The sequence below is a fragment of the Mesorhizobium sp. B2-4-17 genome, from assembly GCF_006441275.1.
Lineage (GTDB): Bacteria > Pseudomonadota > Alphaproteobacteria > Rhizobiales > Rhizobiaceae > Mesorhizobium.
In genome coordinates, this window is sequence record NZ_VFUX01000001.1 from 349246 (window position 1) to 375921 (window position 26676).

26 protein-coding genes and 1 pseudogene are annotated in these 26676 nt (G+C 60.8%); 8 read left to right on the forward strand and 19 right to left on the reverse strand.

Annotated features, from left to right (window positions below):
- Positions 1 to 6 precede the first annotated feature (6 nt).
- Genes FJ548_RS01495 through FJ548_RS01545 form a run of 11 tightly spaced genes read right to left on the reverse strand, consistent with a single transcriptional unit; the run spans position 7 to position 11600 of the window.
- Positions 7 to 648 carry a cytochrome c oxidase subunit 3 gene (locus FJ548_RS01495; RefSeq protein WP_140776401.1) on the reverse strand — a complete coding sequence of 214 codons (642 nt, stop codon included), beginning with the start codon at positions 646 to 648 and terminating at the stop codon, positions 7 to 9.
- Positions 645 to 2285, reverse strand: a complete 1641-nt coding sequence (ctaD, locus tag FJ548_RS01500; protein ID WP_140776403.1) for a cytochrome c oxidase subunit I — start codon at positions 2283 to 2285, stop codon at positions 645 to 647. Before ctaD ends, FJ548_RS01495 begins: the two co-directional genes overlap by 4 nt.
- Positions 2282 to 3241 carry a cytochrome c oxidase subunit II gene (gene coxB, locus FJ548_RS01505; protein ID WP_140776405.1) on the reverse strand — a complete coding sequence of 320 codons (960 nt, stop codon included), beginning with the start codon at positions 3239 to 3241 and terminating at the stop codon, positions 2282 to 2284. Before coxB ends, ctaD begins: the two co-directional genes overlap by 4 nt.
- Positions 3238 to 3987, reverse strand: coding sequence for an SCO family protein (locus tag FJ548_RS01510; protein ID WP_140776407.1), 750 nt, complete (start codon positions 3985 to 3987; stop codon positions 3238 to 3240). Before FJ548_RS01510 ends, coxB begins: the two co-directional genes overlap by 4 nt.
- The gene (locus FJ548_RS01515; RefSeq protein ID WP_140764134.1) at positions 3984 to 4445 is read right to left on the reverse strand and encodes a hypothetical protein; all 462 of its coding nucleotides are present in this window, start codon (positions 4443 to 4445) and stop codon (positions 3984 to 3986) included. Before FJ548_RS01515 ends, FJ548_RS01510 begins: the two co-directional genes overlap by 4 nt.
- Positions 4438 to 5574, reverse strand: coding sequence for a hypothetical protein (locus FJ548_RS01520; RefSeq protein ID WP_140776409.1), 1137 nt, complete (start codon positions 5572 to 5574; stop codon positions 4438 to 4440). Before FJ548_RS01520 ends, FJ548_RS01515 begins: the two co-directional genes overlap by 8 nt.
- Positions 5571 to 6110, reverse strand: a complete 540-nt coding sequence (locus tag FJ548_RS01525) for a cytochrome c (RefSeq protein WP_246678528.1) — start codon at positions 6108 to 6110, stop codon at positions 5571 to 5573. The genes FJ548_RS01520 and FJ548_RS01525 overlap by 4 nt, the downstream gene beginning before the upstream one ends.
- Complete coding sequence (locus tag FJ548_RS01530) at positions 6107 to 6634, reverse strand: DUF3341 domain-containing protein (RefSeq protein WP_140776411.1); 528 nt, start codon at positions 6632 to 6634, stop codon at positions 6107 to 6109. The genes FJ548_RS01525 and FJ548_RS01530 overlap by 4 nt, the downstream gene beginning before the upstream one ends.
- The gene (nrfD, locus tag FJ548_RS01535; protein WP_140610365.1) at positions 6631 to 7989 is read right to left on the reverse strand and encodes an NrfD/PsrC family molybdoenzyme membrane anchor subunit; all 1359 of its coding nucleotides are present in this window, start codon (positions 7987 to 7989) and stop codon (positions 6631 to 6633) included. The genes FJ548_RS01530 and nrfD overlap by 4 nt, the downstream gene beginning before the upstream one ends.
- Positions 7982 to 10960, reverse strand: a complete 2979-nt coding sequence (locus tag FJ548_RS01540; protein WP_140776413.1) for a TAT-variant-translocated molybdopterin oxidoreductase — start codon at positions 10958 to 10960, stop codon at positions 7982 to 7984. Before FJ548_RS01540 ends, nrfD begins: the two co-directional genes overlap by 8 nt.
- Positions 10944 to 11600: a cytochrome c3 family protein gene (locus tag FJ548_RS01545; protein WP_140776415.1), complete on the reverse strand. Its 657-nt coding sequence runs from the start codon at positions 11598 to 11600 to the stop codon at positions 10944 to 10946. The genes FJ548_RS01540 and FJ548_RS01545 overlap by 17 nt, the downstream gene beginning before the upstream one ends.
- Before the next feature lie 648 nt (positions 11601 to 12248).
- On the opposite strand from FJ548_RS01545, the gene FJ548_RS01550 reads away from it, so the two are divergent.
- The 4 genes and pseudogenes from FJ548_RS01550 (at position 12249) to FJ548_RS01565 (ending at position 14635) form a co-directional block, all read left to right on the forward strand.
- Positions 12249 to 12707 (forward strand): DUF2231 domain-containing protein, encoded by a 459-nt coding sequence (locus FJ548_RS01550; RefSeq protein WP_140610362.1) that lies wholly within the window; start codon positions 12249 to 12251, stop codon positions 12705 to 12707.
- Positions 12694 to 14034, forward strand: a complete 1341-nt coding sequence (locus FJ548_RS01555) for a sorbosone dehydrogenase family protein (RefSeq protein WP_140776417.1) — start codon at positions 12694 to 12696, stop codon at positions 14032 to 14034. The genes FJ548_RS01550 and FJ548_RS01555 overlap by 14 nt, the downstream gene beginning before the upstream one ends.
- 94 nt (positions 14035 to 14128) lie before the next feature.
- Positions 14129 to 14422: pseudogene (locus FJ548_RS01560) on the forward strand (PRC-barrel domain-containing protein); the annotation flags it as partial.
- A gap of 15 nt (positions 14423 to 14437) precedes the next feature.
- Entirely contained in the window at positions 14438 to 14635 is a 198-nt protein-coding gene (locus tag FJ548_RS01565; protein ID WP_140764277.1) for a hypothetical protein, read from the forward strand.
- Between the two features lie 141 nt (positions 14636 to 14776).
- Here FJ548_RS01565 and FJ548_RS01570 read toward each other — a convergent pair whose 3' ends face one another.
- Positions 14777 to 15040 (reverse strand): hypothetical protein, encoded by a 264-nt coding sequence (locus tag FJ548_RS01570; RefSeq protein ID WP_140764145.1) that lies wholly within the window; start codon positions 15038 to 15040, stop codon positions 14777 to 14779.
- Positions 15041 to 15236: 196 nt separating this feature from the next.
- Between FJ548_RS01570 and FJ548_RS01575 the strand changes: the two genes are divergently transcribed.
- Positions 15237 to 15956, forward strand: a complete 720-nt coding sequence (locus FJ548_RS01575) for a Crp/Fnr family transcriptional regulator (protein ID WP_140610425.1) — start codon at positions 15237 to 15239, stop codon at positions 15954 to 15956.
- A gap of 139 nt (positions 15957 to 16095) precedes the next feature.
- On the opposite strand, the gene FJ548_RS01580 is transcribed toward FJ548_RS01575, so the two are convergent.
- The 4 genes from FJ548_RS01580 to FJ548_RS01590 form a co-directional block, all read right to left on the reverse strand.
- Positions 16096 to 17190 carry a flavodoxin family protein gene (locus tag FJ548_RS01580; RefSeq protein ID WP_181168677.1) on the reverse strand — a complete coding sequence of 365 codons (1095 nt, stop codon included), beginning with the start codon at positions 17188 to 17190 and terminating at the stop codon, positions 16096 to 16098.
- A 147-nt stretch (positions 17191 to 17337) separates the two neighbouring features.
- On the reverse strand, positions 17338 to 17502 hold the full coding sequence (locus FJ548_RS01585; RefSeq protein WP_140610360.1) for a DUF3309 family protein: 165 nt from the start codon (positions 17500 to 17502) through the stop codon (positions 17338 to 17340).
- 237 nt (positions 17503 to 17739) lie between these two features.
- Positions 17740 to 17904, reverse strand: a complete 165-nt coding sequence (locus FJ548_RS29730) for a hypothetical protein (RefSeq protein ID WP_181165629.1) — start codon at positions 17902 to 17904, stop codon at positions 17740 to 17742.
- Between the two features lie 147 nt (positions 17905 to 18051).
- Positions 18052 to 18447 carry a PRC-barrel domain-containing protein gene (locus FJ548_RS01590; RefSeq protein ID WP_140764148.1) on the reverse strand — a complete coding sequence of 132 codons (396 nt, stop codon included), beginning with the start codon at positions 18445 to 18447 and terminating at the stop codon, positions 18052 to 18054.
- A gap of 822 nt (positions 18448 to 19269) precedes the next feature.
- On the opposite strand from FJ548_RS01590, the gene FJ548_RS01595 reads away from it, so the two are divergent.
- The 3 genes from FJ548_RS01595 (at position 19270) to FJ548_RS01605 (ending at position 22325) form a co-directional block, all read left to right on the forward strand.
- A complete protein-coding gene (locus FJ548_RS01595) occupies positions 19270 to 20241 on the forward strand; it encodes a helix-turn-helix domain-containing protein (RefSeq protein ID WP_140776419.1) in 972 nt (323 codons plus the stop codon).
- 135 nt (positions 20242 to 20376) lie between these two features.
- Complete coding sequence (gene adh, locus FJ548_RS01600; protein WP_140776421.1) at positions 20377 to 21894, forward strand: aldehyde dehydrogenase; 1518 nt, start codon at positions 20377 to 20379, stop codon at positions 21892 to 21894.
- Between the two features lie 80 nt (positions 21895 to 21974).
- Complete coding sequence (locus tag FJ548_RS01605; protein WP_140776483.1) at positions 21975 to 22325, forward strand: DUF779 domain-containing protein; 351 nt, start codon at positions 21975 to 21977, stop codon at positions 22323 to 22325.
- A 462-nt stretch (positions 22326 to 22787) separates the two neighbouring features.
- Here the strand turns inward: FJ548_RS01605 and FJ548_RS01610 are convergent, their stop codons facing one another.
- The 3 genes from FJ548_RS01610 to FJ548_RS01620 form a co-directional block, all read right to left on the reverse strand.
- Entirely contained in the window at positions 22788 to 23069 is a 282-nt protein-coding gene (locus FJ548_RS01610; protein ID WP_140613556.1) for a hypothetical protein, read from the reverse strand.
- A 330-nt stretch (positions 23070 to 23399) separates the two neighbouring features.
- On the reverse strand, positions 23400 to 24335 hold the full coding sequence (locus FJ548_RS01615) for a hypothetical protein (RefSeq protein WP_246678529.1): 936 nt from the start codon (positions 24333 to 24335) through the stop codon (positions 23400 to 23402).
- Between the two features lie 1435 nt (positions 24336 to 25770).
- Positions 25771 to 26457 carry a class I SAM-dependent methyltransferase gene (locus tag FJ548_RS01620; protein WP_140776424.1) on the reverse strand — a complete coding sequence of 229 codons (687 nt, stop codon included), beginning with the start codon at positions 26455 to 26457 and terminating at the stop codon, positions 25771 to 25773.
- Positions 26458 to 26676 lie beyond the last annotated feature (219 nt).

Sequence of the window (26676 nt, forward strand, 5' to 3'; positions counted from 1 at the left end):
GTTCCGTCATCCCCGGTTGATCAGATAGAGGATCGGAAACAGGAAGACCCAGACGATGTCGACGAAATGCCAGTAAAGACCGACGGCTTGGATCCGGCGAGCCCTGCCGGCTGGATTGGCATGAGACCACAACGCAAGCACCCCGGCGATAGCGAGAATGCCCGCAATCAGATGCAGGGCATGCAGGAAGGTCATCGCGAAATAGAGGCCGAAGAAGAATTCTGCGTGAACGGGGTCCGGTCCGGTATAGCTGAACGGCGCGCCGAGAACGGGCGCCAGCCCCTCGCTGAACTCCTTGCTGTATTCGACCGCCTTGACGGCCAGGAAACCAAGTCCGAGCAGAGAGGTCGCCGCCAGCGCCCAGATTGCCGCGCGCCAGCGACCGCCCGCCGAATACATATGCGCCAGCGCCATGGTGAAGCTACTGGTGATCAATATGGCTGTGTTCAACGTGCCAAGCGGCAATGACAGGCGTTTGGACGCCGCAGCGAAGGCGGCGCCATAGTTCATATGCGCGATGAGAAAAACCAGGAAAATGGCACCGAAGAGCATCGCCTCGGAGCCGATGAACACCCACATGGCCAAGGTGTCGGCTGCCTCCTCGCAAGATGCATTGTCGAAGGCGATGCTCTGCGTCTGGCTACTCACTGGCCCACCTCCAGATGCGGGCTGAAGCGTTCATGCTCCAGCCCCTTCATGTCGTAGGCATAAGCCGGCCGCGTCACCACCGGCATCGTCTCGAAATTGTGCGGCGGTGGCGGCGAACTCGTCTGCCACTCCAAGCCGGTCGCCTGCCATGGATTGTCCGGGGCCCGCGCGCCGCGGAACAGCGACCAGTTGAGGTAGAACAGAGGCAAGAGATAGCCGATAGCCAGCACCACGGCGCCCGCCGACGACAGCACGTGCCAGAATTGGAACTCCGGCGGGTAGGTGTGATAGCGCCGCGGCATGCCGAGGAAACCCAGCATGTATTGCGGGAAGAAAGTGAGGTTGAAGCCGAGAAACGTCACTGTCGCCGTGATGCGCCCCCAGGTCTCGGAATACATGCGGCCAGTGAGCTTCGGCCACCAGAAATGCAGGCCGGCCATATAGGCGGTCACCATGCCGCCGACCATGATGTAGTGGAAATGGGCGACGACGAAGTAGGTGTCGTGCACGTGCACATCGATGGCGAGAGCCGCCAGAAACAGGCCGGCCAGGCCGCCGAAAGTGAACAGCGCCAGGAAAAACAGCGCATAGAGCATCGAGGTCTCGAAGCTGATCTCACCCTTGCGCAATGTCAGGCTCCAGTTGAAAACCTTGATCGCGGAAGGGATGGCGACGCAGAAGGACAGGAACGAAAACACCACGCCGGCATAGGCCGATTGCCCGCTGACGAACATATGATGGCCCCAGACCAGGAAGCCGAAGACGGCAATCGCCATCGAGGACAGGGCGACCGCCTTGTAGCCGAACAGCGGCCGGCGGCTGAAGCAGGGCAACACTTCCGACACGACACCCATGCCGGGCAGGATCATGATGTAGACCGCCGGATGCGAGTAGAACCAGAACAGGTGCTGAAACAGCAGCGGATCGCCACCAAGTCTGGGGTTGAAGATGCCGATGCCGAAGACGCGCTCCAGAACGATCAGGATCAGCGACGCGGCAAGGACCGGCGTCGCCAGCACCATCACCAGGGCCGTCGCATACATCGTCCAGACGAAGATCGGCAGCCGGAACCAGGTGAGGCCCGGCGCGCGCAGCGTGTGCACGGTGACGATGAAATTGATGCCGGTCATGATCGTCGAAAACCCGACGATGAAGACGCCAAGGGCGGCGGACGAGACGAACCCGTTGGCATAGAGCGTCGACAGCGGCGTGTAGAAGGTCCAGCCAGTGTCGACGCCGCCGGCAACGACGGAGAAAAGGGCGAAGAAGCTGCCAAAAATGAACACATACCAGCTGGCAAGGTTGAGGCGCGGGAAGGCAAGATCGCGCGCGCCGATCATCAGCGGCAGCAGGAAATTGCCGAGCGTCGCTGGGATCGACGGCACCAGGAAGAACCAGACCATGATGATGCCGTGCAGCGAAAACAACCTGTTGTAGACATCATCGGAGACGAGATCGCCGGCCGGCGTCGCAAGTTCGATGCGGATCAGGACGGCGAAGGCGCCGCCAAGGAAGAAGAAAGCGGTCAGCGAAACGAGGTAGAGCCAGGCCACCCGCTTGTGGTCCGTCGTCAGCAACCAGGCGCGCGGGCCACTGCCTTCGCCCAGATAGCTTGCGGCCGCTGCGGAAACGCTCATCGTACTGCCTCGTTTTTTACCGGCTCCCGAGGTGAAAGCGACTTGAGATAGGCGAGCAGCATCTGCAGTTCCCCTTCGTCGACCAACCCGTCGAAACTCGGCATCACCGGTTCATAGCCGGCGGCGATCTCCTTGTTGGGGACAAGGATGGAATCGCGCAGATAGCGTTCGTCGGCGATCACCGTCTGCTGGTTGGCCAACGCCACGGGCCGGCCGAAAATACCCGCTAGCGAAGGCGCCCTGACCTTGCTCGAATTGCCGTGGCAGCCCGAACAGCCAAGCGCCCGGAACAGCTTTTCGCCGCTCGCTGCCAGCGTTTCCCCCTCGCCTTGGTTCTCCAGCCAGGAGGCATACTGCTCCGGCGCCATCGCGGTCACCCAGCCGCCCATCTCGGAGTGCTGCGTGCCGCAATATTGGGCGCAGAACAGATGGTAACGGCCTGGTTCCGTGGCGATGAACCAGACATGGGTGGTGCGCCCCGGCACGGCGTCCTGCTTGACCCTGAAGGCGGGAACAAAAAACGAGTGGATGACATCCTGCGATGCCAGGGACACCACCACGGCTCTGCCGACCGGCACGTGCAATTCGTTGATCTCGCGCTGGCCGCCAGGATGGCGAAACTCCCACATCCATTGCTTGCCGAGACCGGCGATCTCGATGGCATTCGGCGGCGGATGGTCGCGGCGGACAAACAGGACGGCGCCCCAGCCGAAAAAGATGAAGGCGATGACCAGGCTGGCGACGGTCCAGGTCAATTCCAGTGGCAGGCTGCGCGCTCGCTCCCCGGTACGATCGGCAGGCGAACCGACGCGGTATTTGACGGCATAGCCGACCACGAGAAAGGTGAGCGAGAGACCAAGCGCGATGGCAAAGGCGAGCAACGTATAGAACAGCACATCGACGCTGCCTGCGGCGGACGACGCTTGCTGCGGAAAAAACGGGATGCCGAAGCTCATGCGCGCCTCCCGCGCATCAGCAGCAGGATCGTCATTGCGAGCCCAAGAACCGTCGCGATGCCCGCCACCTTCAGGGCAGCCCAGATCGCCGGCGTGTATTGACCTTTCGACGTGTCGAAGCCGGCACAAAGCAAAAAGACATGGTCGGCGATCGAGCCAAGCTTGCCCGCGGACGCCTCGACCAGTGCCAGTTCGAGATCGCGCGGCGTGAAGGTCAGCGCCGGCAGCACCTGCGCTATGCGGCCCGCCGGCGTCAACGCAATGATGGCGATCGGATGGACGAACTGGTCGATGCCGGCGCGTTTGTCGAAGGCAATGCCGGCTTGCGCGGCAAGAGCCGCGCCGGCGCCGTCAGCACTGGTGAGGAACCGCCACGAAGACAGTCCATCGCCAGCTACAGGCGCGATCGCGGCCTGCACATCGGCGGCGTCGCCGGTTGTTTCGGCAGCATCGATGGAGACGAACAGCGCTCGGTAGCTTGCCGGACTGAGCGATATCTTCTTCAGGTCCGAGGCAACCGCTTGTTGGGTGACGCCGCAAAGATTGGGGCATTTGTCATAGCCGAAGATAAGCAGCGCGGGGCGCCCGCCGAGCGTTTCGCCGAGCGTTCGCTGTTTCCCGGCCACATCGCGAAGCGTCCGGCCAAGATCGAGTTGCGCGCCGATTTGCGGATCGAAGCTCGGGCGCTCGGCCGCGGTGGCCGGCATGGCGATGAGCAGACCCAGCGCGACGAGCCAACCCTTCATGGAACCGCCCCGCCATTGTGCGATGCCGATCCACGGCAGCGATCCGCCTGCGGCGTGCGCGGCACGCCCTCTGCAAGCAATGGGCAATTGCCGCCGCCGGTCGTTGCCGCCTGCTGACCCCAATCGGGCAGGCCATGGCTGACGAGCGCCGACATCGCCTCGTCGATCGGAATGCGGGCAATGCCCGCGGCGCGATCGACCCAGCCAAGTTCCTGCAATTCCCGATCCTCTTGCGCTCGGAAACCGGCGAGGTCGCTTTCCGGCGCCGGCTGCAACGCCGGACTTGCCTGATTGGACAATGTCGCAGCGCCAGGCGACGGCCAAAATGGCGATGTGTCGAAGACGAGCCTGATGGCGATTGCAGCTACGGCCAAAAACAACAGCAGCCCGGCACCAAAGCCGAGCAGCGCGCGCGGCCAGACATCGCGGTTTTCGGGGTGGCGGGCGACCTTAGCCATGTGCAGGCCTCCGCCGCCAGAGAGCGATCACGTCGGGTCGCTTAGCCAAGAAGAACAACAGCGCCAGCCAGAGTCCGCCGGCACCCGCCATCGCTGCCAGATCGCACCAAAGCTCCTGCGCACCGCCATTGAAAAGCGCCGGCCGGATCCGCCAGAAAATATCGATGAAGTGGCCGGCAAGCACGATGCCGGCGAGCCCGAGCAGACCTGCATGGCTGCGCTTTACATCCCGGCTAAGGAAAGCGGCCAGCGGCAGGGCGAACTGACCCGCGATCAGAAGCCAGAGCAGATACTGCCAGCCATGGCTGCTGCGGATGATATACCAGTGGATCTCCTCCGGCAGGTCGCCGCCCCAGATCACCAGCCACTGCATGAAGGCGAGATAGGCCCACATCAGCATGAAACCGAACGCCATGTTGGCGACGTCTTCGCTCAACGCCACGTCCTCCTCGCCGCCAGGCAGGATCTCGATGGCGCGCTTTGCCGCGAGCATGATCATGGCAAGGGCGAAGGCGCCCACGACTTCCGAGGCTGCTTCCAGGAATGCATAGATGGTCGAGGTGAACTCCGGCTCGAGCGACAGCATCCAGTCGATGGCGAAGACCGTAACCGCCACACCGTGGACAATCAGCCCGGCGGCGCAACCTTTGCCCGCATCCCGACGATCGCTGCTTTCGTCCTCCGCTGTCCAGCCGAGTACAAGCCACGCCAACGAAAGCCAGATCGCGGCACAGACCACGAAACGCAGCAGGAAAAACGGGACGTTCAGATAGGCCAGTTTCTCGCGCACCGTTTCGGGCAGCGCTGCCCCATCGGTGCTTGCCCAGGGAAAGACGAGGTCGAGCCGGAACAGCACCGGCAGGAGAAAAAGCAGGCCCAGCGGCAGTGTCACCACCAGCGTGCGCAGCGGCTGGCGGACCGCCTCGCCCCATCGCCCGCCGGTCAGCCCGTGCACCATCAATATGGTCAGCGCGCCAAGCGGCAAGCCGATCAGGAAAAGCGCCGTGGTGAGCCAGGCGGCCAGCATCGCCCGGACATCGACGGCACCTCCTGCCACGCAGGACAGCAATCCTGCTGCCGCGGCGACCAGCGCGAACCCTGTGCAACGATCGACGGCAAACCGCATCATCGCGCCGCCTCCGCCTCGAGCCGGGCGCGCAGGCCTTCGGCAAGCCCGGCAACGGGCGCGTCCCGCGAATACTGCAAGGCCCTGACATAGGCGACGATCGCCCAGCGATCGGCAGGCGCCACACGCGCGGCATAAGAATACATCGCGCCATAGCCGTCCGTGATGACATCGTAGATATGTCTGTCTGACGCCTTGCGCAGGACGTCCTGGTGATAGGAAGGTGGCGCCGGAAAACCGCGCTGGACGATCATGCCGTGGCCGTCGCCGGTGCGGCCATGGCAAGGCGAACAGAAGATGTCGAAACGGTGCCGGCCGCGTTGCAGCAGCGCCATCGTGATCGGATAGGGGAAAGTATCGGGCACCGGCGAGAGATCGGCGTCGCGCGCGACCGTCCCCTTGGCCGGCATTCGCGCCGACATGCCGTCGGCGAATTGGTCACTTTTCGCGAGCGGATTGTAGCGCGGCTGGTTTTCCATATCCTGGCGGCAGCCGGCGATGAACATGGTAGCCAGAAGCAGGGCGAACCGCGCCTTCACGCTTCCACCTCCTCGACGCTTTGCGCGCCCAGCCGCGTCAGTTGGCCTTTGGTCACCCGCTTGCGGAATTTCGGGTCGGCGGCCTCGATGAAGAGGTAGAACTTGCCGCCGCGCGCATAGCTGAAGCTGCCGGCGTTGAACACTGGATGGTAATATCGCGGCAGCCGGTTGGCGCTCAGCATGCCGACAAAACCGGCCAGGGCCGCTCCCAGTATCGCAGCCTCGAAGGCGATGACGGTGAAGGCCGGCCAGGAATGCAACGGCCGGCCGCCGACATTGACGGGATAGTCGATCTCGACCGAGTAGAGGATCAGTGCGTAGACCAAAACCGCGCCCAGAATGCCGCCGCCAAGAACGACCCAGGGCAGGCGCGATTTCGGCATGCCGAGTATTTCGGCCAGCCCGCGCACCGGGAAGGGCGAGAAGGCATCCATGCGCCGGTAGCCACGCGCGCGCATCGTGCGTGCCGCTTCGATCAGCGCTTCGGGATCGGCGAACACCGCGATGATGCCGTGCAGGCTCATGTCGCCTGTCCCTTTTCCTCGGCCAGTTCCTCGACCTCGAAGATGGTGATGGCAGGAAGAATGCGGATGAACAGGAAGACGAGCGCGAAGAAGGTGCCGACCGAACCGAACAGGATGCCGAAATCGAGCCAAGTCAACGACTGCTCGCCCCATGACGATGGCAGGTAGTCACGGCTCGGCCCGGTGACGACGATGATGTAGCGCTCGAGCCACATACCGATGTTAATGACCAGCGCGATCGCGAACAGCAGCGGCATGTTGAGGCGCACGCGCCGGAACCAGAGCAATTGCAGCGCGCCGCAATTGCAGGCCAGCATCACCCAGAACAGCGGCGCATAGGGGCCGAAGGCGCGCTGCCACATCATCGCGCGCTCGTAAGGCTCGCCCGAATACCAGGCGAAGAAGGCTTCCGACGCGTAGCCGTAGATGACGATCATGCCCGCGGCGATCATCAGCTTGCCGGCATTGTCCATGTGCTTGAGCGTGATAAGGTCCTCGACCGAAAAAGCCCAGCGCAGCGGAATGGCGATGGTGAGCACCATGGCGAAACCGGACAGCAAGGCGCCGGCGACGAAATAGGGCGGGAAGATCGTGGAGTGATAGCCGGGCGTGATGGCGAAGGTGAAATCAAGCGCGACGATCGAATGCACCGAAACGACCAGGGGCGTGGCCAATGCCGCCATCAGGAAATAGACCGTCTGATAGCGCGCCCAGTGGAAGGCGGAGCCGCGCCAGCCAAGCGCCAGTATGCCGTAGAAGAGCTGCCCGGCGCGCGACTTCGCCCTGTCGCGCAGCACGGCAAGGTCGGGCAGCAGCCCCATGTACCAGAAGAGCAGAGAGACGATGGCGTAGGTAGAGATTGCCGCGAAATCCCACACCAGCGGACTTCGCCACTGCGGCCAATGCATATGCGTGTTGGGCAAAGGCAGCAGCCAGTAGAAGAACCAAGGCCGTCCCAGATGCAGGATCGGAAAAAGACCGGCCATGGCGACCGCAAACAGCGTCATTGCCTCGGCAAAGCGGTTGATCGAGGCACGCCATGGCTGGCGCAGCAACAGCAGCACGGCCGAAATCAATGTGCCGGCATGACCGATGCCGATCCACCAGACGAAATTCGAGATCATCGTGCCCCAGGCGACAGGGATGTCGATGCCATAGGCGCCGACGCCGACCGAGATCAGGTAGGTGATGGAGTAAAGGAAGACGAGCACCAGGAGAAAGCAGAAGAAGAACGCTGTCCAGAAATGGCGCGGCAGCCGGCCATCCAGCACGATCGCGCCGATGCGCCCGCTGATTTCGGGAAAATCATGACGGCCGCGCAGCACGGCCGTGCTCCTGGCGGCCACCTCAGCCATCGGCCTTCTCGCCCGGCTGAACAAGCTTAGGGTTGCTGTTCCTGATCTTGCCGAGATAGGTGGTGCGCGGTCTGGTGTTGAGCTCTTCGAGCAGCGCATAATTATGCGGCGCGCTCTTCTCCTGGACGACCTTGGAGGCCTTCTTGTTCTGGTCGCCGAAGGTTATGGCTCGTGTCGGGCAGGCCTGCTGGCAGGCCGTCACGACCTCGCCATCGGCAATGTCGCGGTTTTCGATCTGTGCCTGGATGCGCCTGGCGCTGATCCGCTGGACGCAATAGGTGCATTTTTCCATCACGCCGCGCGAGCGCACGCTGACATTCGGATTGTGCACGGCCTGCTCGGGGCCGGCCTCGTCCTTGTCGAAGGATTGATGACCGAGGAAGTTGAAGCGCCGCACCTTGTACGGACAGTTCTGCGAACAATAGCGCGTGCCGATGCACCTGTTGTAGACTTGCGCGTTCAAGCCGTCATGGGTGTGCACGGTCGCGTTGACCGGACAGACCACCTCGCACGGCGCTTTCTCGCAATGCATGCAGGGCACCGGCTGGAAGAACAGATCAGGCGTATCGACCGGGCCGGAATAGTAACGATCGATCCGCAGCCAGTGCATCTCGTGGCCGCGCGCGCATTCGTCAGGACCAACAGTCGCGATGTTGTTCTCGGACTGGCAGGCGGATACGCAGGCCATGCAGCCGATGCAGGCCGACAGGTCGATCGCCATGGCCCAGGCTTCTTCGTCATAGTTCCAGTCGGGGTAGAGCGACTCCGTTGGCGCGCGCGGAACGCCGTCACGGACAAAGCCTGGGTTCTCGCGGAAACCATCGAGCGAAGCGTGCCGGACGATGGCGCGGCCTTCCATCGCCTGGTGGTGCTGCGTGGTGATAAGCTCCGCCTTGCTCTCGCGCGGAATTACCGTGGCGCCGGTGGCGACCCATTCCGCAAAGCTCGTGCGCAACTGAAATGCATCGTAGCCGTGAGCCAGCGCTGCCACCGAACCGACCTTGCGGCCGAAGCCCAGGGAAAGCGTCACCGTGTCATCCGGATGCCCTGGCGTGATCCAGATCGGCGCATCGATGTTCGCCCTACCTCGTGCGATGTTTATGATCCCGCCATTCTTGAGCTTCAGCCGTTCGGCGCTCGAAGGCGAGATCAAGGCGGCATTGCCCCAGACGAGCTTGGTCAGCGGGCGCGGTAGTTCCTGCAGCCATGAGGCATTGGCGTAACGCCCGTCGCGAAGCCATGGATCGGCAACGAAACGGATATCGAAGCCGTTCGCGGTCACCGGGTGGTGCTGCAACCCGCCCAGCTCCGGCGCCATTGTGACCGGCACTGGCTTGGACGCGCTGTCCGGCACAAGGCCGTCGCGCAGGGCCTTGCGCCAGGCGGTGTCGTCGAGGGCTTTCCAGGTCTGGCGGACCAGCGCCAGCGCATCGGCATCGAAGCGGCCACTGAGAGCAGCGAGAATCTCGTGAATGGTCTTGCCGCCGAAAAGCGGCTCGATAAGCGGCTGCACGATCGAGGCGACGCCATCATAGGCACGACTGTCGCTCCAGCTTTCCAGCTCATGCGCGGCCGGCACATGCCAGTGGGCATGAAGTGCCGTTTCGTCCCTGTAAAGGCCGAAGTGGATGAGCAGCTTCAATTCGGAGAACAATTGGTGGACGTCGAGATCGGACGGCGCGGTGTGCAACGGGTTTGCGCCGAGCACCACGACCGTATCGATCGAGTGGTCGGCGATCGCGCTGCGCAGTGCTGCCAGATCGCCGTCGGAGCGAACCTCATCCGGCGACTCGATGAATTCCACCGTGTTGCCGAGGGAGCCAAGCTTTGCATTGGCGGCAAGAGCGCAGGCATGCACGAAGGCGCTTTGATGCGCGCCGGGCACGACCAGCGCTTTGGCGCCCGCCCCCTGCAAATCCTGCGTCAGCGCCGCCATCCATGCAGGATCAACAATAGAAGGCGTCGAATTTGCTTGATCGCCCAGCACAGCATCCAGTGCAGCCGCAACAGCCTCGATTTCGCTCGGCCGCATCGCGAGACGATGGTCGGCGGCCGCGCCTGTAATGGTCGGCGTCGATTCCACCGCATAGAGCCGGCTCATGCTGTCGTTTGGCGCGCGCACCCGCCGCCGCGCGGCGAAATCGCGCGCATAGGCAAGCCGGCCAGGCCCCTCCCCGAGGAAATCCGCGTCGAGGCTGAAGATCGTCTCCGCGCGGTCGAAACGGTAGACGGGCATCAATGCTTTACCGAACAGTGCCATCGATGCCTGCGCGCCAGCAGTCGTTGCAAGTGGATCGTGACGGAAGATCTTCAACCGCGGATATTGTGCCCGCAGGGCTTCGACCTGGACCTTCGCTGTCGGCGATGTCGTTGCTTCCATCAGCAGGGCCGCGCCCAGGCCGCCCGACCCAGCCAGCCTGGAAGCGAGCGCCGCCATATCCCTGAGGAAGTCGCCGTAGGCCGCGGGCTCGCCATCTTTCAGCGGCGTGCGGGAGCGGTCGGGATCAAACAGGGTGAGCACAGCCGCCTGCATGATGGCATCGGTGGCACCGCGCGAGGCTGGGTGGTCGGGATTTCCCTCGACCTTGGTCGGGCGTCCCTCATGGCTTTCCAGGACGGCGCCGATGCCGAAGCCGTCGCTTGAAAGCGTCGTTGCATAATAGCGTGGCTTGCCGGGTACGACATTTTCAGGCTGACGCACATAGGGAACGATGCTCCGCGCCTCGCTGCAGGCGGTAAGCCCGGCAAGCGACAGCGAAGCGCCCATCACTTTCAGCATCGTGCGCCGGTCGATGCGGCTTGGGGGGCGGTCGGCCAATGCCGGGAATTCGGCTTCGACGAAGCGCAGGAATTCAGCTGTGCGGGCAATCTCGTCGAGGCTCCGCCACACGTCATGGCCGTTCGAAAGTTGCTCGCGCAAGGCGGCGATCCCGGCGGTCGGAATTGGCCTGATATCAGCGATGGCAGACATAGCAATCCGTCATCGTTTCGGGGTGGATGTCGAGCAAACTGATCAGTGAGCGCCTGATCTGCGCGATGTCGTCAGGCGGTTTCCAATGCATCAGGAACACGTCCTGCGGTGGCCGCAGATTGGGCTGGGGATTGCGATGGCAATCGAGGCACCAGCCCATGCTCAGCGAATGCGCCCGCGCGGTCAGCGGCATATCGTCGACCTCGCCATGGCATGTCTCGCAGGCGACGCCCTTGGCGATGTGAATCGAATGATTGAAGTAGACGAAGTCGGGAACGCTGTTGACGCGCTGCCATTCGAGCGGATGCCCTGATGCCAGGCTCGCCCGCACCGGCGCCAGCATATCGGCGTTGGTGAACAGCTGCGAATGGCACGTCATGCAGACTTCGGTGGCCGGCAGCCCGGCCGATGACGAGGTCTCGACGCCATTGTGACAGTACCGGCAGTCGAGCCCGAGTTGGCCGACATGATGCTTGTGGCTGAACGGGACGGGTTGAGCCACGGCCTGGCCCACACCGGTCACGAAACCTGAGCGCGGCATGGCGATGCCGATCACGATGGCTAGAAGCAACGCTGCGCATATGGCCCAAATCACGAAGCGGGCGACACCATTGGCGCTCTTGGAAAAGACCTGCGGCATCCCCTCGCCGAATTTGCTGAAACGCCCGTGTGAGCTAACGGCGCGTCGTAGGGATGGTTCCGGCACCACGCCGGCTGTCACAAGTTTTTGACCCCATCAGCCTCCAACAAGTCAAATGGTCGCAACGCAGCGGCGTGCCCGGGAAACGGATGCGCTCGCCCTGTCGCAAGCGACAAAACGCCGGCGACGCGGCCGACGGCCCGATATGTCAAAATTAAATGCGGGCGTCGGTTTCAAGTGATAAGTAACGTCTGGCGGGCGGCTCTCTCGGGAGGAGATGAGTCCGATGGAAGTTAGAGAACTGCTTGAGAGATTGTCGGCCGCTATGTTGCGCCGGCGTGTTGCTGCTTCACCAAAACCTGTCAGGCCGATCCGAAACTCGCTCTCCGATGTCCCGGTAAAGCCACGCCAAGTGCCATCCTACCGCCCACGGCCACCATCCCGACCGGCGAGCAATATGTAGCCAGACGCAGGCGCGATTCAAAGAGGCCACCAACTGGGTAGGAGCCTAGCCGTTGATCCGGCAAGGCCTCTTTTCACCTTCCAGTGGCCTCATTCACCTTCCAGTGACTGGGCAAATCCCAGGGGAACTTTCTCACAATCGTCTGGTTGTTTTCCGAGCACCAGCTGGTGGGAAGGAATTCCAAAATGGACAGGGAAAACCCGAGATCGACGGCCAGAATTTCCGGCCATCCAATTCATCCAATGCTGGTCACGATTCCGATAGCCTGCTTCGTCGGAACCTTTCTCACGGACATAACCTACTGGCGGACGGCAGAGATGATGTGGGCCGACTTCTCGGCCTGGCTTGTCACCGTCGGTGTCATTGTCGGCATTCTGGCGGGCATTGCAGGCCTCGTCGATTTCATCGGCGAGGGCGAGATACGGGCACAACCGGTCGCCTGGCTGCACATGGCCGGCAATCTCGTCGCACTCATCCTGGCGTTCTTCAACATGCTCGTGCACACGCGCGACGCCTGGACCTCGGTCGTGCCAACAGGGCTGATCCTGTCGACACTGGTCGTACTTATCCTGATTGTTACAGGCTGGCTCGGCTGGGCCCTGGTCTATCGCCATCACGTAGGAGTGGCCGATGAGACACTTTGATCGAACCTTCAGATTGACGACGGTGGCGCTTCTGTGCGCCACTGCCTTCGGTGTCGCCGGCTGCAGCGACGACAACACCGACCCGAGCACGCAGATCGGTGCGAACCCGAAACTGCCTGACATAAACCAGTATCTGTTCCCGCCGATGCATCTTGCCTCCGTGGTGGGATGGAAGAACGACGACGAGAAACCAACCGTAGCCCAAGGCTTGCAGATCAAGGCGCTGGCCAAGGGGCTTCAGCACCCGCGCTCGCTTTATGTGCTGCCCAATGGCGACATTCTGGTCGTGGAATCCAAGGCGCCGCCCGCGCCATCGATCAAACGGCCAAAGGATCTGGTGATGGGCTGGATCGAATCGATAACGACCTCGGGCGGCGACAGCGGTCCGAGCAATCGCATCACCTTATTGCGCGACGCCAATGGCGACGGCGTGCCGGAGTATCAGGGCGTATTCCTCGACCATCTGAACTCGCCATTCGGCGTGGCGCTGGTGGGCAACGATCTCTACGTCGCCGACACCGACGCGATCTTGCGTTATCCCTATCAGCCGGGCGACACCAAGATCACAGCGCCGGGGACGGTAGTGACGGAGTTGCCGGGCGGACCGATCGATCACCATTGGACGAAAAGCCTGGTCGCCAGCCACGACGGCTCGCTGCTTTATGTCGGCGTCGGTTCGAACAGCAACATCACCGAAAACGGCATCCAGGCCGAGAAGGATCGCGCCGCGATCTGGGAAGTCGACCGGGCGACGGGACGTTCGCGTATCTTCGCCAGCGGACTGCGCAATCCCAATGGTCTGTCGCTTGAGCCTGAGAGCGGAGCGCTCTGGGCGGTCATCAACGAACGGGACGAACTCGGCCCGAATCTGGTTCCGGATTACCTGACATCGGTGAAGGATGGTGCGTTCTATGGCTGGCCCTACAGCTATTACGGACAACATGTCGACCCGCGCGTCATGCCGCAGCGGCCGGATCTGGTTGCAAAGGCAATTCCGCCCGACTACGCGTTGAGTTCCCATGTCGCGCCGCTTGGACTGGCTTTCTACACCGGGACCAGCCTGCCGCAATCCTATCGCGGGGGCGCCTTCATCGGCGAGCACGGCAGTTGGGACCGCGCTCGCTTCAATGGCTACAAGGTTGTCTTCGTGCCGTTCAGCGGCGGTCACCCAAATGGAGTGGCGCAGGACGTCGTCACGGGTTTTCTGAACGAGAAGGGCGAAGCGAGAGGGCGGCCGGTTGGTGTGGCGATCGACAAGTCCGGCGCACTGCTCATAGCGGACGATGTCGGCAATACGGTGTGGCGCGTGACGTCATCTGGTTCATAACGGCCTCGGTGACCGATGAACGTTTCCTGCATTCGGATGGAACGGATGACCATTCACGGGATTACGAAAAATAAACCCGTGAGGAGGCATGACGATGGATCACACCAATCACGTCCGGCTCACCGCCAGCGAATTGACGCCGACAATTCTCGAAGACGCCGCCATTTACGGTCCCAACGACGAGAAAATCGGTTCCGTCTCGCACGTCCATGGTACCGGCCCGGCAACCGAAGTCGTCATCGATGTCGGCGGCTTTCTGGGCATCGGCGCCAAACCTGTCGCTGTTCCTGCCAGCCAGCTGGACTTCATGCGTGACGAAGACGGAGAAGTGCACGCCGTCACGACATGGACGAAGGATCAGCTCAAGGACATGCCCGAACACCACGACGAAGGAGGCTTGGTCATGGCAGGCTCGCGTAACGCTGCACAAGGCACCACGAATGAGAAATCGCGCTGGGAAGGCCCTCCGGAAAACCGCCCTCGCGGATATCGCCCGGCAAAGGATGACCCCGATATCGATCGCGATGCCAGCGGCGAAAACCTGCAGGATCCCGACAAGCGGGATTTGGGCGACGCGCTGAAAACGAAGGGCGATAAATAGCGAGGACACAACTACGGCACCGTTCCGGCACCATCGGTTAAGTTGAGTTGCTTGAACTTCCGCCTTCGCTCTCCGGAGCCGCGGCCCTTCGCCGGCGCCAGCGTCGGCGCATGCACTTCGTCTCGTAACATTGCTCCCGCATCACTGCCGATCAGCGCCCCGTGCATCGAAATTAAGCGTAACTCCAACCACTACGGCTCCGGATCCGTCACGGACCGTCACTCGCAGTTCGTGATGATCCCCATCCGGTAAGGCATCGCGCGTCATGTCCACAATCGCTTGGATGGCTTCTTTCTTGGCATGATCGAAGTCAGCGCAATCGATGCCGTGCCGGTCTCGCGCCAGGTTGCCATTCTCTTCCACGTCGAAATAGAAAATTGTCATGGTGCCGCGAACGTCGAACATCCCGAAAAGTTCCCGTAAGCCCGAACCGAGCGTGCTCCGTCCTGCGCCGTCTGGGACAAGCATTTGAAGACGCGCAGCTTCGAAGAATGTGGTATCTCTATGTAGTATCTCTAACTGAGGGGCGCCTTGCAGCTCCCGCCCATCCGTTGTGCCCGATCCGCATCAGCGGCCTATGCGTTCGATCGAGGCTAAGATGATGCTTGACCCCCTTTATCTGCAGCTCGGCCAACATGACGACCTTTCCAATGAGGAAAAGACCCTCCTGGCCGGCATCATGTCCACGGGTCGGGACTTCGCCGTCGGCCAGGATATCGTTGCGGCCGGATCCCGCCCCGCCTACAGCACCTTGATATTGGATGGCTTTGCCGCGCGCTATAAAGTGCTGGAGAACGGCGGACGTCAGTTCACTTCATTGCAGGTGACCGGTGACTTTGTCGATCTTCATGCATTTCTCCTAAAAACCATGGACCACGGCATTGTCGCCCTTTCGCCTTGCCGCGTGGCCTTTGCCGACCACAGCAAGCTGAAGATGCTTACCGAACGGGCTCCTCACCTGACGCGCCTTTTGTGGCTGGACACGCTCATTGATGGCGCGATCCATCGCGAGTGGATCGTGGCGATGGGACGACGATCCAAGACTTCGCACCTCGCTCATCTGATCTGCGAGCTCTTCGTGCGGCTGCGCGTGGTCAATCGTACTGAGGGCATGAGCTTCAGCCTGCCTCTCTCGCAAGCCGAGATGGCCGATGTGTTGGGCCTGTCTGTTGTGCACATGAACCGGGTGATCGCTTCCCTAAAGCGGCTAGAAGTCGTCGCCTGGTCAAATCACACGGTGACGATTTCGGACTGGGACCGGCTGGCAGGGATCGCCGAATTCGATCCCACCTATCTGAGCATGAATAACGAGCCAAGATAGCGGTCCGCGTGGCTCAATGGCCTGTTTTCGTGCAGGGGTGCGGCCACCGGTCTGTTCGCCTGAGAACCGCGCCCCAAGGCACTGGCGGCAGCAGGATACCGGAAGAAGGGCGCCTCAATATGCCATGGACGTCCGCAAGTCATTTAGGGTGCGGATTTTTGAGGTTCGAGCCGATCGGCTTCAGTCGGCCCGCCCTGCGCTCCGCGACGGCCTCGGCGAGGGCTCGCGCGGCATTGCGCACCTCTTCTTGCACAGCCTCGTTGGCATCGAGTTCCTGATGGCTGGTCGCGTACGGCTTCCAATAGCCGATATAGCGATCAAGTTCGGCATAGGCTCCCGCCGGCGAAAGTTTCATGAAGCAGAGCCAATCGGACAATGACCGTCGCACATTTTCCACGCCTTCGACATCGCCGTGGACCACGACGGAAAACAGCCGGCCCGCAAGATGGCGCGGGTAGTCCCAGCCGCTCATTTCGACCTTCTTTGCCTCGGTAGCATCCTTGCCGTGCGTGAGCGTTGGGTCGGGGTTGCCTCCGTCCGCACACACAAGCCGGTCCATCATGAGCTTCACGGGTGAGGAAACCTGGTACCAATTCACTGGCGTGATGACCATGACACCGTGCGCGGCGACCCAAAGCGGATAGATGTCGTTCATCCAGTCCTGGGTCTGGCCGAGAGAGTGATTGGGATAGCATGAACAAGGCCAATGGCACAGCGCCGCCGCGGTCGAGAAACATGCCTTGCAGGGGTGAATGTTGCGGCCATATTCTGAAGCGAGACGAGACAAATCCAAAATCTCGGCGTCCAGCCGAGCTTCGTCTTGGATGGTTGACCTTGCGATTTCGGCCAACCGGAAGCTTTTCGACATTTCGCCCGGACAGGTATGCTGACTGCGCGACGATCCGTTGACGATGAGGATGGTCGGCGTTCGCGCCCTGTCCTCATATCTTTCCTGGGCATCGCGAATGGCATCACGCGCGGAAAGCCATTCGACCGACAGGTCGTAATCAGGATCAGCAAATTCCGCGCCTGCCTTGCGGGTGACCGGGCTCTTCCTGGAGTCCCTGTAGGCCTGCCAGGCGACTTCGGCGAGTGCATCGATTGCCGCCTCATGCGGTTGAAACGCCGGATCGAAAAATTGCTCTTTGTACCGGCTTTTGAATTCGGCCTCGTCGAGCCGGGGACTTGGCATGCCCTTGCGGGGGACTGGCGCCTCTACAGGCTCATTGTTCATCACTTCTCCTCGACGCGCCAGGCTTACGCTTGTGGCCAGCCAGCGTCCCGTTACGGCTTTCCGTGGTCTGCTTTGTTCCCGGGGCCAAACATGCGCCCGGGGTGCGTTTCCACTCGCCCACCTATGCCGCCCGCTGGGCGCTGCCGGTCAGATGCGGCCCAGGACCACGAGGATAATTATGATAATCAGCAACAGCCCAAGACCGCCTCCGCCATAATAGCCGGTCCCGTAGAACGGACCGCCTCCCAGGCCGCTGAATCCGCCCAGCAATGCAAGGATCAAGATGATGATAAGGATTGTGCCCAAGCTCATGTGATAGTTCTCCAGTACAGCCCAACCGGCCGCTGAACAGAAACGCGCTTGGGTGCTTCGTGTTCCGGTGTAACGAGGCCGGTGAGCGGAAAGCACGGCTCGGATCGGATTCCTGCAGGCAGCCATCAGGCCAAGAACGCGTTCGAGGCCCCGATGGAAATGAAGAGAACCACGCGGCCGCGATCAAGGCGGTCATTCGCAGGTGACGCTGCAGTGGGCCAAGGTGCGCGCTAGAGCCTATCCTTCGGCCTTGAAATTCTTGGCTTCCTTTTCAACCTTCTTCTTGTCACCGCCGTGCTTGCGAATGAGATCGTCAGCCTGCTTCGGCGATACGTCGGTCGTCTCCGCCAAGCGCATTGCTTCGCTTTTCTTTTCAGATGATTTCTTCTTGGCCGTTGTCATAAAAGGTCTCCTTGTCGATGTGTCTCGTTCGCAACCGGGAATGACTGTGAGCGGCCGCGCAAAGACAGGTTGGACTGAGAACCATAATGCGGATTTTCTGATCGAGCCGCAGGGTCCGGAATGTGCGTCCGGTGCCGCAGGAAAAGCCTACTTGCTCCAACGGCCTTCGTACTTGAACTCCGGCGCAGCCTTTAGCTGGTCCTTGGTGGCGTCCATGGTGGCCGCCCACTTTTTGTCGTTCTCGGAGTAATTGACCTTCACAGCAGCCGGCGAAACGATCACGTAGTGCTCTCCAATGCCGAGGAAGCCGCCCACCGAAACGATGTAGCCGGCAAGCGTGCCATCGGAGATGAGGAGATCCTTGATTTCCCCGACGGTCTCGTTAGCGCCATTTACGATATTAAGCCCGATCAGGTTGTAGCTCAGAATATCGGTAGGCTTTGCGGTGACATACGTTCCAGTCGTCGTAGCGGTCGCCGATTGCGCGAGGTTCGGTGTCGCCAGTGCGGACACTGCAGCCAGAGCGATCAGAATGTTACGCATGAACTTCTCCTGTTGAAGGCCGTCCCCCGTCGGTTGAACGTGGCACTTCAACAACGGTTCCGATCTCAACGATGCATTCTATTCGCCAAGATTTCTTCCAAGAATTTCGCGATCGACCGGCCTGTCAGGTTAGGTGGCGGCGGCGCTGCCGATGGCAGCTGACTACCGCCGCGAGCAGGTCAGCGCAGCCGTCTGTTGGACCGTAGTCGCTCGTCGAAAACCGTCTTTGATGATTCGGGTGGAAACGATTCCCCGCCTGTTGAAGAAACCAGCCGTGATATCCAAGTCGCCAAGCGAGGATTTATAAAATAATATCAATGATTTGTTGGAAATAACCCGATGGTACCGTTGGCTGGGATCGATACGTCATATAACAACTTGTTTTTATTATTCTTTTCGTGCCAACGACGCGAATTTGTATCACAATAGGTATCACAATAGGTATCACATTTTTGGAGGGCTTGGGCGAAGTCGACCGACGTCTTCTCGTTGTTGCTCTTGGCGGGTCCGGAGGACGCATTTGGAGCGTTAATTTTATTTGGTTTTTTCATGGACTATTTTGGGAGATCTTCCCGCATCATTCCCCATGGTTCTGCACGGCATCGTACAGTCAAATCTAGTCGAGATCGCGCCGACAACTTGTCCCCGTGCAGCCAGCAATGATTTGCGCCGGATCAAATTCCGCCTGGATGCCGTATGGTACAAACTAGTCCCTTCGACGAATTGACAGGTCGATGGCGGACTTGGGAAACACTCAAGGCATATCGTGAGCAAGGCCAACCGGACAGGCAAAAGGGAAAGTTGCGAAGGCGGGAGAACGGCGTGAACGGGCAATCAGCCGGCCATCATGAAGACCGCGTCCGGGCGGCAGTCAATTCCGACGCGGCGGCGAAATCGGCATTGGTCGCATCGTGGCAGCGATCATCGAAGAAGCTGCATCGGCTCGATCCGGGCGAGCGCAAATCGCCCAAGCGTCTGACGGATGCCGAGTTCAGAAAAGCCAAGCAGAACGTCGAACCGCTGCAGATGGCGGCGCAGTCCAGCCTCGACAGGCTCTATCTTGCGGTTGGCGGAGTTGGCTGCTGCGTGCTTCTGTCCGACCGCGACGGAGTGGCCATGGATCGCCGTGGCGCTGCCTCCGACGACGAGACCTTCGAGGATTGGGGATTGTGGACGGGCTCGATCTGGAGCGAGGAGAGCGAGGGGACCAATGGCATCGGCACCTGCCTAGCCGAGCGGCGGGCGCTGACAATCCATCGCGATCAGCACTTCTACGCGCGCAACACGTTGCTGAGCTGCACGACAGTGCCGATCTATGATCACGAAGGCAATCTCGCAGGGGCGCTCGACATTTCGTCCTGTCGCGCCGATCTCACCGAGGCATTCACGAACCTGATCTCGATGGCCGTCGCGGACGCCGCGCGGCGCATCGAGGCTGAGAACTTCCGTCGAGCATTCCCGCGGGCTCGCGTGCTTCTCCTTCCGGAAGCGAATAGTGGGCTGGGCGGGTTGATCGCGATCGATTCCGACGATCTCGTGGTGGGAGCGACGCGCTCGGCGCGGATCGCATTGGGCATTTCCCAGGAATCGCTGGCACGAAGCTTGGCCGCAATGGACGTGTTGAGTGGCGCCGAAGGAATGGAAGGCAGCCTCGACCGGGCCGAGCGCGCTGCTCTTCAGAGAGCCCTGGCTCATACCTCGGGCAACATTTCAGCAGCCGCCGAGGCGCTCGGAATTAGCCGCGCGACACTGCATCGCAAGCTGAAGCGCTTCGAATTGAGGCGCGCGCACTGAGCTTGCCGACACAACTGTCTCAGTTCTGCGACACTCGCACGCAAGACCAGGTTTCAGCGGCCTGACAATCAGCCCACACACAAGCATATGTCCTCCACGCGCCGCATCCCGCGGCGTCAGCTTTGGGAGGAAGATGTGAACAAGGTTGAATTCTCGCGCTCGGTCAAGGCGCCCTTCAACAGGCGCTATGGCAATTTTATTGGCGGCAAATGGGTCGAGCCACGCTCCGGCCGCTATTTCGAAAACTTCTCGCCGGTAAATGGTCAGTTGCTATGCGAAGTCGCGCGCTCGGACGCTCAGGACATTGAGGCCGCCCTCGACGCGGCGCACGCGGCCAAGGACGCCTGGGCGCGCACCAGCGTGGCCGAGCGGTCGCTCATCCTCAACCGCATCGCCGACCGCATGGAGAAGAATCTCGATCTGCTGGCGATGGCCGAAACTTGGGATAACGGCAAGCCGATCCGCGAAACCACCGCGGCCGACCTGCCGCTTGCCATTGACCATTTCCGCTATTTCGCCGGCGCCCTGCGCGGCCAGGAAGGCAGCCTTTCCCAGATCGACGACGACACCGTTGCCTACCACTTCCATGAGCCGCTCGGCGTGGTTGGTCAGATCATCCCGTGGAACTTTCCGCTGCTGATGGCATGCTGGAAGCTTGCCCCCGCGCTTGCGGCCGGCAATTGCGTCGTGCTGAAGCCTGCCGAGCAGACGCCAGCCGCCATCTTGCTCTGGGCCGATCTTGTCGGCGACCTGCTGCCGGCGGGCGTGCTCAACATCGTCAACGGCTTCGGCCTCGAGGCCGGCAAGCCGCTCGCGTCCTCGCCGCGTATTGCCAAGATCGCGTTTACCGGCGAGACCACGACGGGCAGGCTTATCATGCAGTATGCCAGCCAGAACCTCATTCCCGTCACGCTCGAACTGGGCGGGAAGTCGCCCAACATCTTCTTCAAGGATGTCGTCGCCGAGGACGACGATTTCTTCGACAAGGCGATCGAGGGCTTCGTCATGTTCGCGCTGAACCAGGGCGAGGTCTGTACCTGCCCGAGCCGCGCCCTCATCCATGAATCGATCTATGACAGGTTCATGGAGCGTGCTCTCAAGCGCGTCGAGGCGATCGTGCAGGGCGATCCGCTCGACCCGGCCACGATGATAGGGGCGCAGGCCTCGTCCGAGCAGTTGGAAAAGATCCTGTCCTACATCGACATCGGCCGCCAGGAAGGCGCCGAGGTGCTGGCAGGCGGCGCGCGCAATGTCCTGCCTGGCGATCTGGCGGGCGGCTATTACGTCAAGCCCACCGTGTTCAAGGGCCACAACAAGATGCGCATCTTCCAGGAGGAGATCTTTGGGCCGGTGGTCTCGGTGACGACCTTCAAGGACGACGATGACGCGCTGTCGATCGCCAACGACACGCTCTACGGCCTCGGCGCCGGCATCTGGACGCGCGACGGCAACCGGGCCTACCGCTTCGGCCGGGCGATCCAGGCGGGCCGCGTCTGGACCAATTGCTACCACGCCTATCCGGCGCACGCTGCGTTCGGTGGCTACAAGCAGTCCGGCATCGGCCGCGAGACGCACAAGATGATGCTCGACCACTATCAGCAGACCAAGAACATGCTGGTCAGCTACAGCCCGAAGAAGCTCGGCTTCTTCTGATAGCCTCCGAGATACACTGAACAGAGGGCGCGGCTTGCCGCGCCCTCTCGCCAAACATCAGGGACGAGATCGTGGACAAGATGTCGCTGGGCAAAGTGTCCGCCACGCCGGAGGCCGAGGCGCTGCTTGCCGAGATCATCGCCGATCACGGCCCGGTGCTGTTTCACCAGTCCGGCGGCTGCCGTGACGGGTCTTCGCCGATGTGCTATCCGCGCGGCGATTTCATCATCGGCGACAATGATGTCAGGCTGGGCGAAATCGGCGACACGCCGGTCTATATCAGCGCCTCACAGTATCAGGCATGGAAGCACACCGATCTCATCATCGACGTCGTGCCCGGTCGCGGCGGAATGTTCTCGCTCGACAACGGGCGGGAGAAGCGGTTCCTGACGCGGTCGATGATTTGTACGGTTGAGCCAGGAGCCAGCTGATCTGCCGGCCTGCGGGTTTTTCCGGAGCGCCGGCCCCCTGAGGCGACATGTGCCTCCTCCCAGCCAAGCAGGCTGCTCCCTGTTTGTTTCAGCGCAACGAGCAGCCCGGAAGGAAGGCGCAAGATGTTCGCTTTCAAACGATCAGCGTGAAGGTCAGCCGAGCCTATCTGGAGCGGATCTTCGCCAAGGCCCGCACCTTGATCGCCATCTGGGCGCCCTGCTGGGCAGGCTTTCTGACACTCCGCTGCAATCGGTGGTGGATGTGGCAAAGGCGGCCGCCCTCCTTCGCGAACACCGAGTGCAAATTTTTTGCGGACACAGGCAGCCCTCGGGGTCACGAGCGGCGCCGTATTCCTTTCAGTGCGCGTTGTTCGTTAGAATGAAACGCAGTAAATGCGGAGACGTAAGCAGGGGGCGGGCAAACAGTCCACCCCCGTTTTTTGTTGGCCGCAGAGGCTAGGTTTAGCCGCCCATCTTTTTCGCCATCGCGCAGAAACCCGCATGCGCCTTGTTAAGCGTAGTATCGCCGCAGTCTTTCAGCACCGCCTTCTGTTCATCGGGTTTCATGGACATCCATGCGGTCTTGAAATCCGCCTCCGACCTCAATGTTTTCATGCCTGCATCTGTAAAGAACGGCGACATCTTGGCCGGGTCGTCGAGAGCGGATGTGTTGTTAGCGGCGAGTGCTGAACCAATCATCATCACAAGCGTCAACGCGCCCATTGGGAGCATCTTTATGTTCATTTGATCCTCCGTACAGGTCCTCCGTACAGGTCCTTCAGAATGACCATCTTGAGAAACGTGCATTTGCGTCTCGGTTCCAGCGCACACCGGTTGAAAAGCTAGTGGCCTGGATGGGACAGGCGGGCTGGAGCCTCCCGAATGCTTCAGGAGATCTGCCGCCTCCTGAGATCAGCGTGTCCGTGAAGGACGACGCAAAGAGGTCGTCGTAAGTTCACCTATAACCGCAGCATCGGCGGCCAAGACGACGCGCTCGGGCTGCCAATTGGCAGGAGAAGCTATCAACGCGCCTGCTCTTGCGGGGCGAACTTGATCCGGCACCCCCTTGGCTGATTACGAGATGCCCAAGCGCTCGCGCAGACGCACCGGCAGTCGGGGCGAGGCTTGCAGTTCGGCACAGCTCATCTCCCATCGCTTCAGATAATCGGCGATCGGGATACCGGTGCGGCCGGGCCAGCGGTTAAGTGCGCCCAGGGCCTCGACACAGTCCGGCGCGCGTTCGTATTCGGAGAGGATGATTACCGCCATTGCTTGCGCGAATGGATTGAGGTTCGGTATCTCGATTTCGCCGCGATGGCCGGCGAACCACGCTGCGGCGTCACCGGTGAGCCCCTGGCTGTCTGCGAGCGCTGTATAGCGGTCGATGATGTCCTGGCGGTACTGGGCGATAGAATCGCCGAAAGCGTTGTCGCCGGCGAAGGGCGGGTTCTGCTTCCAGTCTTTCGCCAGGCGACCCAGGCCGCGCAGCGAAAAGGCCTCCACCATCGCTTCCTCGAGCCATTGGCAGGGCGCCGCCGGCTTGGCGTCCGCCTGCCAGCTGTTGGCAAGCACATGGCCAAGCTCGTGACCGAACTGGTAGGCGAGCTTCGACCAGTCGCGTTCGCCGATGTCGACGATGATCCACGCCATGCTGCTGCCGTCCGGGTGCAGCCAGACGGCCGGCGTGCCGGAACTGTGCTCGTCGACACGCAAGCGCGTCGGCTGGCGGTCGGACAGGAGGCGGACGCCATCGAGGCAGGCGTGGCGCATCCGCTCGGCGACCTGAACGGCAGCGCCCTCCAGCATCCGCCCCCAGTCGCCGGCAAGCTCGATGGGCGCGGTGAGGAGGGGGGCATCAAGATTGGTCGGTGGCGCCATGGCTGCGTAGCTCTCCGTAACGACGTCCCGATGCCTCAACGCGGCAGGAATCAGGCTTGCGGCCACCGAGCGCCCAAAGAGTGTAGCGAAATCTCGTCGTCGCACTTCGATTCCTGGTGTCCGATCGCCCATGTCTAAACTACCATACTAATCCACCAATGGAGAAGGCTCGGCGAGCGGAGAGGATGTCAGGAGTGGGCGAGGCTATCTTTACGCAAATGTACAGCATCGGGCTGCTCAGCCTTGAGAGAGCCAAAGAGAGCCAAACTCGAAGTCTTGGGAACCATCACTATGCTCGGAAAAAGTACGTATGATAAACAAATTGTATCGGCCTGACGACATAAGGATTTGTATGAATCCTAGCAAGAATTGACTTCATCTCTTTGCCGGGATCAATGCCAATACTTTTGAGATAGTCGTAAAACGGCCCTGACTCCGGCTTACATTCGTTCGCATGTCGGATGAGGAAATTGTCGACGACGCCTGCCCTCCAACGCTCTTTCAGGTGATGGCCGCAGTATATATCCCAATCCCCATCCCGAAATTGACAAATCAAATGAATGGAGCATTTCCCGCAGAAAGTCACGTCTGAAGAATGGGGCCATCACCTCGACCCAGTTTGTCGTCCGTAGTATTAGACCTGGATGATGACGCGTAAGCGGGAGGACACAGGAACTATCAGATGTCAGAGACGGTTGGGCGACATCCAATGAGTATTCTTCACAGATTTTGAAGAAATCATCGGGATCAAATAGGACTTCAATGTCATCGTCCAGAAAAAAACTCCCTCATAAATGTTATGCAATTCTGTCGCCTCGAATAGCCGTTTGGCACCATGCATCTTTGAAAGACCGCCACCAAAAATGAGTTCGGCTCCGGTGCGGAAAGCGTCATCTGGGTGCGGGTCTGCGTAGTAGTTTATTCCAACATCGTACGCCCGGTGGGCACTCAGAGGCTCAGAAAACAAGGATGGACGGCGCTTGGACCCGGCGCGTATCAGAATCAAGTACCGCCTCGGTTCACGCGGGACAGTTAGTATCTGAATGTCGTCCGAATTCTGAAACATTGACGATTCCCCGATATCACGGCAGCGGTCTTCGGCCTCGATCTTTGCCGGTGAAGGAACGCGGCGCTGACGATTCAGCGACGAGTTGAAGCATGGTGTATTATGCCGCCTTTATTTCCAATGGGCGACGGTCACGTCGTCTGGAACCACATGGGCGGAGCAGGTTAATGCGATGACGGTAACCAGCCCAGCCGTTCCGATGATCATCCCGACCTATCGGATTTACAACTTTCATCTTCGGCAGCGAGTTCGCCCCGCTCAGAAGCAACTCATCCGCAACATTTCTCGCATAGGCACTGTCGCCGGAGCATCGTCGGAACTTTCTGCCGGCATGCGCTTCATTATTCGTCGAGCAACCTTTTCCTTTGAACACAAAATACTTCTGGCGTCCATTGCAGGGCGCATCACAATCCTGCGACAATATCAACCAACGCTTCAAGCAGTATGTAAGTTGCTATGTAGCTTTCGCTGGGAGCACTTAAACGGGAATTGCATGGTTCCTCATGCGCCGATTTGCGCCATGTCCCACAGACACATCGCCTTCGATGCGTAATGTTCCTCCGGCATGACCAGGAGTGGCAGCGGCAACGAGAATGGCGGTTGCTGTAGGTTGAGAAATCCGAATCCGCCCGTTTCCGGCGCAATGTCCTGCGTTGAGGTCGAATGGCTTGAGGTGAACAGCCAGCGCGCGCCGCACCTCTTGACGTTGCGCAGCGCACGCCAGATATCGGACTCGGTCAGATGCTGCAGACAGTCGCGTGAAAAAATGAGGTCGACATTCGGCAGCGGATCGGACGCCAGATCGAGCACGTGGAATTCGCGATTCGCGTATCGCATGCGATTCGTTTCGATGACTTCCGGAACAATATCGCAACCGATGTAGTGCGTTTTGCCCAAGTCGACGAAGCGCATCCAGTTGAAGTCGCCGCAGGGCGCATCAAGCATGGACTTCACGTCCAGCGCGCGGAAAAGCATCGGCAATACGGTTCGCACGCGATGCGTCGTCGCGTACGCTGAACCGAGTCCGGAGCGCGATTCCGCCGAGCCCCACTCGTTGCTTTGATAAATACGCGCGAAAGCTTCGCGGGAATCATCAGGCGTGCCTTGCGTCATCGAATGCACCTCATCCACGGCCAATCCCGCCGGCGTCAAATAACAGGCGGGCGAACCCACCAGCAGTGCTACCATATCTCGCCGAGAGGCACGACAGGGACGTCGTCGCACTCTAGCACGGTGAAAGTTCGCTTTAGTCCGTCAAACGTGGGGAATTCCTCCTTAGTCTTGAGGCTCACTGCCGATCCGTCGCCAATCGATCTGAAGCTTGGTTGTCGTCCTGAATAACGAGTGGTGGGATACTAAGGAAAGCTTGCATTGAGCCATAGGCCGCACACATCGCGCAATCGATAC